Genomic DNA, 9,831 nt, shown 5'->3' with positions numbered 1-9,831 from the left:
TATGTAATGATGTACAAAATAATTTCCAATATTCACCTAGTGTCTGATTCATGACAGGTATTATTCTTTGTATATCCATGCGAGGAATGAATTAATCCATGGTATAGTACATCTAAACCATCTGTATTTGGCAACAGGTTTACCTCCAAAACTCAAGGTAAACTCTCTTACAAGGTTTCGCTTAAATGGCAATCCTGCATCCATAAAGAATAGATGGGCGTAATTATGAGTGTGCGCATATTTGAGCGTATTCCACACTGTCATGAAATTAGGGTGCAACCGTGGGTGTCTTTTCTTCTTGGAAGCAAAATGCCAGAGATATGCATTTCCATCGGAATACACACATACTGCTCCACCAATGATGTTGTCTTTATAGGTGGTGACGAAGCATTTAACATTTGTGCTTTGATAGAGTTGTTGGAAATGATGTTCTGAAGGAAGAAAGCGATGGAGACGAGTCCTGTAATATCTTTTGAATATCTGATATAGTTTGCTTAGCTCCTTGAGGTTTCCTACCTCGCGAGTTTCTAATCCCGCTTGATAAATCTTGTTGATCCGTTTTAGTTGCTTTGCAGTTAGTCTTTCTTCTGGTGTTTTGCTATGAAGTGAATTATGAATCTCTTGCCAACTGACAGGAAAGTAATGGTTTTGTCGGAATGTTTTATAGCCAAACATCTTTTGGCTGATGTCACTAAACTCTATATACAGGCAGAGACGTCTTCTTAGTTTTTTTGTGATAGCTTTTAGTAGCAATTCAAATAGTTCTACCTTTTCGCTCTCATCTTTATATTCTCCCTCTCCAAAGACTCTTCCTTGTGAATATAAATAAGGTGGAAGCAGCGAACCTCTTCTTCTGACAGTAGCAAGCAAGTGGGCTATACATTCACCATCTCTTTCTGCCACGGCCATGTAGGGTGTTTGTTCCGGAGAGTGTTTCACGATATTGAAGAATTCTTTGCTATGAAAGAAGTTTCGATATTCTATGTCCGGTAAGTCAATGCTTTTCGATATGATTCTGACAGTTACTCCGACCATGTCGCAAAAATAACAAATATTTTGTAAAAGTCAAACTTATGGGCACGATTTATAAAGAGATTGGTTACCTTTGTAAGATATAAATTGCTATTTATGAAAGAATTTAAAAGCTTGGTGGCGTCTAGGCGTAGTCATCGAAAGTTTACGACTGAGCGCATCTCTGAAGAAGATTTACACTTGATACTTCGAGCAGCTTTGATGTCGCCAACCTCAAAAAATCAGCGCTCTTGGCAGTTTGTGGTGGTTACAGAAGCTGCAGTCTTAAAAGAAATGTCAATGGCTAAAGATGCCGGAAGTGCATTCTTGGCAGATACTCCTATGGCCATTGTGGTTACAGGAGATGTTGAACAAAATAGTTGTTGGGTTGAGGATGGGGCAATCGCTGCTATCAGTATGCAATATCAGGCTGAAGAACTAGGACTTGGAAGTTGCTGGATACAGATTCGTGGTCGATATAAGAAAGACGGAACCAGCGCTACTTCCGTTATTCAGAAGCTCTTATGTCTAGATGAGAAGCAAGAGGTTTTGTGTGTCTTGGCTATTGGTCATTGGGTCGATGAACGCAAATCGCAAGATGAAGAAAAACTGAAGTGGGAGCAAGTACACTATATTAAATAGAGTATAGATGAGGATTGTATTAATAGGAGCGGGTAATGTTGCGACGCATCTAGGTTGCGCCTTATATGCAGCGGGACACCAAATCGCTCAAGTATATAGCCGTACAGATGAATCGGCACGGCTCTTAGCCGATCGGATAGGAGCAATTCCTACCAGCAACATTCGTGATGTCGTCAGCGATGCAGAGATTTATATCATATCTTTGAAAGACGATGTGGTGGGCGATGTTATTGCTTCGTTGTGCCCAACTCGCGAAAAAGCTCTCTTTGTACATACAGCCGGAAGCCTGCCTATGAATATCTTTGTCGGCAAGGTGCAACGATACGGTGTGATATATCCCATGCAGACCTTTTCTAAGAAAAAGAGTCTTGATATCCATGCCGTTTCATTTTTCATAGAAGCGAGCGATACCGATGCCCTTTGTACATTGCGAACACTTGTCGAGGGATTCTCTACTCATGTATATGAGATGAGTTCTGACAATCGGAAATATCTGCATTTGGCGGCGGTTTTTGCATGTAATTTTGTGAATCATTGTTTTGATTTATCTGCTAGAATCCTTCAGCCGTATGGTATACCATTCGATGCCATGCTACCGTTGATAGAAGAGACCGTCAAGAAAGTACACGATATGGCACCACACGAAGCGCAGACAGGGCCGGCTGCTCGTCATGATGAGAAGGTTATTGAGATGCAGAGCCAGTTGTTAAGCAACGATACCCTCATGCAGGATATATATAATAGAATGTCTCAGAGTATTTTATTGTCGTCATGTAAACAAGAGAAATAGACTTATGATACCTTACGATTTAAATAAAATAAAAGCAGTTATATTCGATGTAGATGGTGTCTTATCAGCACAGACCATTACGTTGGCCTCTGATGGAGAACCTCTACGTACAGTCAATATCAAAGATGGATATGCCATACAATTGGCTATGCGACTAGGTCTACGTATAGTTATTCTCACAGGAGGGAAGACAGAGGCGGTTAGACTACGATATGTTCGACTTGGAGTGGAAGACGTTTACATGGGATGTAGTGTGAAGATAAAGACTTATGATGAGTTTTTACAAAAGTACAATCTATCCGATGAAGAGGTGCTCTATATGGGAGATGATATTCCCGACTATGAAATCATGCGTAGAGTAGGGTGTCCTTGTTGTCCGAAAGACGCGTGTCCAGACATTAAGGATATTAGTATTTATGTCAGCCAGTGGGCAGGTGGACAAGGATGTGGGCGTGATGTTATCGAACAAATTTTACGTACACAAGGTAAATGGATGCAAGATAACCGTGCATTTGGATGGTAAAGAGAAGACAAAATGAAATATAATTTGATATTAGCGAGCAATTCTCCCCGTCGTAAGGAGTTGTTAGCAGGATTGAATATTCCTTTTCAAGTAATGGTGAAGTCGGGTATTGATGAGACCTATCCTCAAGAGATTGTGGCCGAAGAAGTACCGTTGTATCTATCCAAGAAGAAAGCTGCTGCTTATTTTGACGACTTACGAGAAGATGACTTGCTATTGACGGCCGATACGGTTGTCATTTTGGATGGGCAGATATTGGGTAAACCTCATGATGCTGAGATGGCTAAAGAGATGTTGAGAAGCCTAAGTGGCAAGAGACATCAAGTGGTAACAGGTGTTTCTTTGACTGCATTAAGCCATGCTGAGAGTTTTAAAGTTGTCTCCGATGTTACTTTCAAAACTTTCACTTCGCAAGAAATTGATTTTTATGTAGATCATTATCATCCCATGGATAAGGCCGGAGCTTATGGTATTCAAGAATGGATAGGTTATATTGGAGTCACGGCATTGGCGGGAAGTTACTATAATGTGATGGGACTTCCGGTGCAACAAATCTATCAAGTGCTATGCGATAAATTTGATTTTGATTTTCTTTATTCGGGAAACATCAATTCTTAGAAGTATTTTTAGGCTGGAGTTTCTTCAGCCTTCTTTTTACTTCTGGATAATCAGGGCATAGTTGTAGTGCCTTTTCGTAATTCTTAATGGCAGCGGCAGTCATGTGTTCGTGTTCACATTCTTTGCCCATGACGAAGTATTCTACAGCTAGTCTCTTCAACATTTGTTCTTGTTCCTTTAGCTTAGTTTCCATATCTACTATTTTGGATTGGAGCAAATTGATTTGATTGAGTTTCTTTCTGATGAGTCGTCTAGGTGCAGGTTTTTCAATATCATATCTGCTGTGTATGGCCAAGAAGAAATTGTCGAGAGCGGCTTGCATGTTTCCTTTGTCGAAACAGCGTATAGCTTCGGCATATTCTTTGTCCGCCTTGCTCTGTTGTAGTACTTTGTTGATTTGACGAGTATTATTATAATTTCGGGCAAAATTAACAACGTCGTTTCTCACGAAGATGTCTTCGCGCTTGATAGGCTGTTGAAGATAGAGTCCATCAAGCGATGTACAACGCGACAAAGCTACATAGGTTTGTCCACCGGCAAATACTCCGTCGGTCAAATCTATTTTGACTTGTGAGAAAGTTAGTCCCTGACTTTTGTGAATAGTGATTGCCCACGCGAGTTTGATAGGGAACTGTCGGTAGGTACCAATCTCGTTTTCTTCAATCTTCTTTTCTGTTTCGTTGAAGGAATATTTGACATTACTCCAAATCTCTTGCTCTACATCTACTTCGTTTCCGTCTTCTGTCAAGATATAGATGTGTCCTTCTTGTGCATCGTCAAGGCCTATGACGGTGCCCAATGTGCCATTAACCCACTGCTTTTCTCGGTCGTTTTTGATGAATAGAATCTGTGCGCCAACTTTCAATTCCAGTTCCATAGGAGTAGGAAGGCTACTCTCCGGGAATTCTCCTTCTATGATTCCGTAGAAGATAGATGATGTTCCTTCGAGTTTATTCAAATGCTCTTTGTTGATATAGTCTACCGTATCGCGATGGGTGGATAGGGTAATGACCAGTCCTGATTGCTCTATATTTTCTTGCTGATTGTATCTAGTGTTTAGCAACCCAAGGTCGGTATTGCCTACTTGCGCCGTTCTGATATGGTCGAGGATATTGATGAATGTAGGGTCGGATTGGCGATATACTTTCTGTAATTCGATGGAAACCAATTGAAACTCACGGAAAACGCGGGCATCAAAGAAATACTTTGAGGGGTAATAGGGCTGAAGAAGCTGTCGTTCATCTTCCTTTAATACAGGTTCCAACTGGTAGATATCGCCCACGAACAGTAGTTGTTTACCACCAAAAGGTTCTCGCATGTTGCGACTATAGATGCGCAACACCTTGTCAATGAAATCAATAATGTCGGCACGCACCATCGAAATCTCGTCAATGATGATGAGTTCAACTTCCCTTATCAGTTTGATTTTTTCCTTGTTATATTTCAATGTATCTCTAATATTCCGTGCATTATACCTCACATCGTCGGGCAGTAATGGGTGGAAAGGAAGTTTGAAAAAACTGTGAAGGGTAGAACCGCCGGCATTGATTGCAGCAATACCTGTGGGGGCAAGGATAATGTGTTTCTTGTGAGTATTGGCAGCTAGATAACGTAGGAAAGTAGACTTACCGGTACCGGCCTTTCCAGTGAGGAAGAGCGATTGGTGGGTGTATTGAACAATTTGTAACGCATTTTGGAACTCAGGATTATCGAGATCAATATGCGAAGTGTCAATGTTCTTTTGTTTACTATCCGGCATGGTGTACAGTTTGTAAATAGCTATATAGCTTTAAATGGTTTGATAATAGGCAAGAGTGCTCCTTCTTTTTATATAATTTGGCCTAGTTGTAAGCTCGTTTATCCGTAAACTTGGTGATTGCAACGTGTTTACAGCAATACTGTTGGGGCTTTTCAGCATTACTGCAGAGACTTACCAGCATTGCTGAAAAGACTCTGCAGTGAATTGAGAGTGAAGCGCTATGAGTGAGAAACCGTTTAGAGGTTGTCGAAATTTACTTCCTCTTCGTGCGGTTTCTCTTTTTTCTCTCCCTGCTGTTCTGTTGTTTTACCATTCTCTCCGGTAGTAGTCTTGATAACAGGATTTCCGTTCTCGTCAAGTATTATTTCGTCACTGGAGATGATAGAATCTTGCTGTGTTGTATCACGTTTGGCCGGTTGATAATAGCTTTGGCAGTTGTACATGTCGCTTGTAATGTTATCATCTTTTGGCTTATCGAACTTTCCGTGATATGCTTGGAATGTAGGATCGGCAAAGACGGACTTCAAGAAGTACCCACATATAGGCAAGGCAGTTCGGCTACCTTGGCCTAATGCTCCTGTTCGGAAGTGGATACTGCGGTATTCACCGCCTACCCATGCGCCACAAACCAGTTTCGGACTGACGGCCATGAACCATGCATCAGAGTGGTTGTTAGAGGTTCCGGTCTTACCACCAAACTCGGTATCACGATAATCACCGACATATCCCCATAGCGATTGACTGGTTCCACCCGGCTCACGCATACCTGCCTGCAACAGTTGTTGTACGAGGAACGCGCTCCGATAAGGGATAGCTTGCTCTGAAGTGGTGGGGCCTGTGTAGACTTCATTGCCATCTTTATCTAGAATTCTGGTAACAAGTACTGGCTCATGATGCACTCCATTGGCTGCTGCGACGCAATAAGCGTTTACCATCTCTAGCAAGTTGACGTCGCTAGAACCTAGAGCCAAAGAGGGATTCTCGTCTAGAGGGCTTTTAATACCCATCTTGTGTGCTGTCTCAATAATTCTGCGTATGCCCATCTCTTGTCCGAGACGAACAGCCACTGAGTTGATACTTCTGGCGAAAGCACTTTTCAGTGGCATACTATCACCGCTGAAGGAACCATTTGCATTAGATGGAGTCCATGTCACTTCTTTGTTTAGTTTCTTATCGAAGACTTGCATGGAAATATACTCATCTCGGCGCTTGTCGCATGGTGTGAGACCTTGATTCATTGCTTCTGTATATACAAAAAGTTTGAAAGTGGAACCGGGCTGTCGCATAGCAGTCACCTTGTCGTATTTCCATGAAGTGAAGTCTATATCACCGACCCATGCCTTAACGGCTCCTGTCTGTGGTTCCATGGCAACAAAACCGCAATGCATGAAATGAACCATGTAGCGAATAGAGTCCATGGTAGATATTTCTTTCTCTATCGTTCCCTTAGTATAGTCGAACAACTTAACTGTATGCGGCTTATTCAAATAGTAATTGATAGAGTCGGGATTGTTGGGGTATTTAGACAGAAGATGTTTGTAAACAGGCTGTCTTTGTGCAATGTCTTCAATGAAATGAGGTATAACGTTGCCTTTTTCATCTACCCAAGGGTCGTTCTTGCCCCAGTGGTTGTTGAAGTTTTGCTGTACTTGGCGCATCTGCTTGGTCGCAGCTTCTTCCGCATATTTTTGCATCCGCGTATCAATAGTGGTGTAGATTTTAAGCCCACTGCTATATAAATCGTAACCACTCTCCTCACACCAACTCTTTAGATAGTTGGAAATGGCTTCGCGGAAATATTTTGCTTGTCCGTCATAATTTTCTTCTACCTTGAAATCGAGCTTGATGGGAAGGGCAGATAAAGAGTCGCAAACGTTTCTGGATAGGTCTCCATGACGTACCATATTGTTGAGTACGGTGTTTCGACGAGCAAGACTGTTTTGTGGATTACTCCTTGGGTTGTAGTAAGTTGTAGCTTTTAGCATACCGACTAATACAGCTGCCTGTTCAGTTGTCATTTCCTTTGGCGTAGTATTGAAATACGTCTTGCTTGCAGTCTTGATTCCGTAGGAATTTGAACCAAAGTCTACCGTATTGGCATACATGGTAAGAATGTCTTCTTTGCTATAGACTGTTTCTAGTTTAACGGCTATAATCCACTCTTTACTCTTCATAATGAGCATTTTGATGCCGGGTATCTTCCCCAATAGTCCTGTGGAATATTGGGTTCTGACTCTAAACATGTTTTTAGCCAATTGCTGTGTAATGGTAGACGCACCACGAGCATCATGTTTTAAAACGGCATCTTTAACGGCTGCAAACAAGCCGATAGGGTCAATTCCCCAATGCTTGTAGAAGCGTTCGTCTTCGGTGTCAATGAGGGCTTTGAAGAAACTTGGATTGATTTCTTCATATTTTACAGGGGTTCTATTTTCATTGAAGTATTTACCTATTAACTTACCATCAGCACTATATATTTCTGAAGCTTGACTTGTCTGGGGATCCATTATGCCCGAAAAATAGCCGGGACTCTTGCCAAACAGCCACAGGAAGTTCATGTCTACTAATCCTAAATATAGGATAAAAGCAACTAGTGCAGAGCATAATGCTGTGATGCCCTTGCGATACCAAGGTTGCCCTTGGTATTGTCTTTTGTACCATGCCCAAAATGTTTTGCAGTAATCAAAACACCGGTTGATAATACTTTTTATTTTGTTCATAATAGGATTGTTGAGCTATTGCCCCTTATTCTTGATAATGAATGACGTAGAACTCTTTGCAAATGTACGAATTAAGAGACAATCTATGTCTTGCTTTCGATATAATTTATAATTTCTTTAATGTTGTCGGGAGAAAACCAAGTTATCTCACAGTCTCTTTTGAACCAAGTAAGTTGCTTACGCATATATCTTCTTGTATTCGATTGTATTTGCCTAACAGCTTCTTCCAATGTAATATTTCCATCAAGATAGTTGAATAATTCTTTGTATCCTACTGTATTTAAGGCATTTAAATGTCTATAAGGAAGTAATGATTTTACTTCTTCTAGAAGCCCTTGTTCCATCATTTGAAGAACACGCTCGTTGATTCTTTGGTAAAGAATGTCTCGCTCTCTGTTTAATCCAATCTTGATTATATTGAAAGGTCGTTTTTTATGTGTATTTGTTCTGAAAGAGGAATAGGTCTTTCCTGTCATCATGCATATTTCAATGGCATGGATAACTCTTCTTGGATTCTGTTTGTCAACAATCGCCCAATGCTCAGGATCCAATTGTTGTAGCATATCAACAAGATAGTCTAGGCCATGTTGTTGGTAGATAGACATCACCTGTTCTCTAATTTCTGGAGTGACAGTGGGTATATCGTCTATTCCTTTGCACACAGCATCTATGTACATCATGCTGCCACCTGTCAGGATGACTTTGGAATGGTCGGGAGTAAAAATGGTCGGGAGTAGTTGTAGAACATCGTGTTCGTACATGGCAGCACTATAATAGTCGGTAATCTTGTGATTACCGACAAAGTAGTGCTTTACAATGTTTTGCTGCTCAAGAGTTGGAGCAGCAGTGCCAATAGGCATTTCCGCAAAGATTTGGCGAGAATCTGCATTGACAATAGGAGATGCAAAATGTTTGGCCAAATCGATACAAAGTGCTGTCTTGCCAACTCCTGTCGGGCCTAAAATGACAATTAATGTATTGTCCATTTATCGAATAATACCACGCTTTGAAGTTTGCACAAAGTCTATGATATATTGAACTTCCGGAGTAATCTGCAAGTTGTTTTGGATTTCTTGAATTCCTTCTGCAAGAACTCCCTTGCTGTATAACAGCCGATAAGTCTCATGGATGAGGTCGATAAGTTCATTGTTGAAGCCATGTCTACGGAGTCCTACAATATTGATTCCGGCATAACGAATGGGCTCTTTGCCTGCGATGATATAAGGCGGAATGTCTTGTGAGAATCTGCTTCCACCTTGAATCATGACATAACTTCCTATTTTGCAGAATTGATGGCATAGTACTGTCGCGCTGATGATAGCGTTATCATCGACCGTAACTTCGCCTGCGAACTTCGTAGAATTGCCGATAATCAAATTATTACCAAGCACACAGTCGTGGGCAACATGCATATTCTCCATCAAAAGATTATTGTTGCCGACAATAGTAACGCCTTTTGAGGCTGTTCCACGAGATATAGTCACATTCTCACGGATGCTATTGTTATCACCAACAACACAAGTAGTCTCTTCTCCTTTAAATTTCAAATCTTGCGGTTTGGTGCTAATACTAGCTCCCGGAAATATTTCGTTGTTATTTCCAATGCGTGCACCAATATTGATAGTAACGCTATTTTGGAATGTATTGTTATCTCCAATAACAGTATTGGCATCTATATAACAAAAGGGACCAATTATGTTATTATTTCCCAACTTTGCATCAGGATGTACAAATGCCAATGGACTTATTTGATTCATATAATCTCGTA

At 41.0% G+C, this 9,831-nt stretch carries 9 protein-coding genes; 4 read left to right on the top strand and 5 right to left on the bottom strand.

Annotation, left to right across the window (positions count from 1 at the left end; genetic code table 11):
• Positions 1-60: 60 nt before the first annotated feature.
• Positions 61-1,035: a GNAT family N-acetyltransferase gene (locus tag HMPREF0671_RS06865; RefSeq protein ID WP_036898559.1), complete on the bottom strand. Its 975-nt coding sequence runs from the start codon at positions 1,033-1,035 to the stop codon at positions 61-63.
• A 93-nt stretch (positions 1,036-1,128) separates the two neighbouring features.
• Here HMPREF0671_RS06865 and HMPREF0671_RS06860 point away from each other — a divergent pair, with 93 nt between their 5' ends.
• From HMPREF0671_RS06860 to HMPREF0671_RS06845, 4 genes are read left to right on the top strand one after another with little or no spacing between them, the layout of a single operon-like run.
• On the top strand, positions 1,129-1,653 hold the full coding sequence (locus HMPREF0671_RS06860) for a nitroreductase family protein (RefSeq protein ID WP_036898557.1): 525 nt from the start codon (positions 1,129-1,131) through the stop codon (positions 1,651-1,653).
• A gap of 7 nt (positions 1,654-1,660) precedes the next feature.
• Positions 1,661-2,443, top strand: a complete 783-nt coding sequence (locus tag HMPREF0671_RS06855) for a Rossmann-like and DUF2520 domain-containing protein (protein ID WP_036898554.1) — start codon at positions 1,661-1,663, stop codon at positions 2,441-2,443.
• Between the two features lie 4 nt (positions 2,444-2,447).
• A complete protein-coding gene (locus HMPREF0671_RS06850) occupies positions 2,448-2,966 on the top strand; it encodes an HAD family hydrolase (protein ID WP_036898551.1) in 519 nt (172 codons plus the stop codon).
• A 12-nt stretch (positions 2,967-2,978) separates the two neighbouring features.
• Positions 2,979-3,584 (top strand): Maf family nucleotide pyrophosphatase, encoded by a 606-nt coding sequence (locus tag HMPREF0671_RS06845; RefSeq protein ID WP_036898547.1) that lies wholly within the window; start codon positions 2,979-2,981, stop codon positions 3,582-3,584.
• Here the strand turns inward: HMPREF0671_RS06845 and HMPREF0671_RS06840 are convergent.
• The 4 genes from HMPREF0671_RS06840 to lpxA all read right to left on the bottom strand — a co-directional run bounded on the left by HMPREF0671_RS06840 (position 3,574) and on the right by lpxA (position 9,820).
• Positions 3,574-5,343 (bottom strand): AAA family ATPase, encoded by a 1,770-nt coding sequence (locus HMPREF0671_RS06840; RefSeq protein ID WP_052052905.1) that lies wholly within the window; start codon positions 5,341-5,343, stop codon positions 3,574-3,576. The two genes, HMPREF0671_RS06845 and HMPREF0671_RS06840, sit on opposite strands and share 11 nt — an antisense overlap.
• A 236-nt stretch (positions 5,344-5,579) precedes the next feature.
• Positions 5,580-8,063 carry a transglycosylase domain-containing protein gene (locus HMPREF0671_RS06835; RefSeq protein ID WP_036898544.1) on the bottom strand — a complete coding sequence of 828 codons (2,484 nt, stop codon included), beginning with the start codon at positions 8,061-8,063 and terminating at the stop codon, positions 5,580-5,582.
• A gap of 83 nt (positions 8,064-8,146) precedes the next feature.
• Complete coding sequence (gene miaA / locus HMPREF0671_RS06830) at positions 8,147-9,049, bottom strand: tRNA (adenosine(37)-N6)-dimethylallyltransferase MiaA (protein WP_036898541.1); 903 nt, start codon at positions 9,047-9,049, stop codon at positions 8,147-8,149.
• A complete protein-coding gene (lpxA, locus tag HMPREF0671_RS06825) occupies positions 9,050-9,820 on the bottom strand; it encodes an acyl-ACP--UDP-N-acetylglucosamine O-acyltransferase (protein ID WP_036898538.1) in 771 nt (256 codons plus the stop codon).
• Positions 9,821-9,831: the final 11 nt, after the last annotated feature.

This window comes from Prevotella sp. S7 MS 2 (assembly GCF_000762865.1).
GTDB lineage: Bacteria > Bacteroidota > Bacteroidia > Bacteroidales > Bacteroidaceae > Prevotella.
The sequence above is the reverse complement of the archived record's forward strand: the minus strand, read 5'-3'. Positions and strand labels throughout refer to the sequence as shown.

Excerpts from the sequence above, each read along its gene's own strand:
- HMPREF0671_RS06865 (WP_036898559.1), bottom strand. The coding sequence starts at position 1,035 with ATGGTCGGAGTAACTGTCAGAATCATATCGAAAAGCATTGACTTACCG.
- HMPREF0671_RS06860 (WP_036898557.1), top strand. The coding sequence starts at position 1,129 with ATGAAAGAATTTAAAAGCTTGGTGGCGTCTAGGCGTAGTCATCGAAAG.
- HMPREF0671_RS06855 (WP_036898554.1), top strand. The coding sequence starts at position 1,661 with ATGAGGATTGTATTAATAGGAGCGGGTAATGTTGCGACGCATCTAGGT.
- HMPREF0671_RS06850 (WP_036898551.1), top strand. The coding sequence starts at position 2,448 with ATGATACCTTACGATTTAAATAAAATAAAAGCAGTTATATTCGATGTA.
- HMPREF0671_RS06845 (WP_036898547.1), top strand. The coding sequence starts at position 2,979 with ATGAAATATAATTTGATATTAGCGAGCAATTCTCCCCGTCGTAAGGAG.
- HMPREF0671_RS06840 (WP_052052905.1), bottom strand. The coding sequence starts at position 5,343 with ATGCCGGATAGTAAACAAAAGAACATTGACACTTCGCATATTGATCTC.
- HMPREF0671_RS06835 (WP_036898544.1), bottom strand. The coding sequence starts at position 8,063 with ATGAACAAAATAAAAAGTATTATCAACCGGTGTTTTGATTACTGCAAA.
- miaA (WP_036898541.1), bottom strand. The coding sequence starts at position 9,049 with ATGGACAATACATTAATTGTCATTTTAGGCCCGACAGGAGTTGGCAAG.
- lpxA (WP_036898538.1), bottom strand. The coding sequence starts at position 9,820 with ATGAATCAAATAAGTCCATTGGCATTTGTACATCCTGATGCAAAGTTG.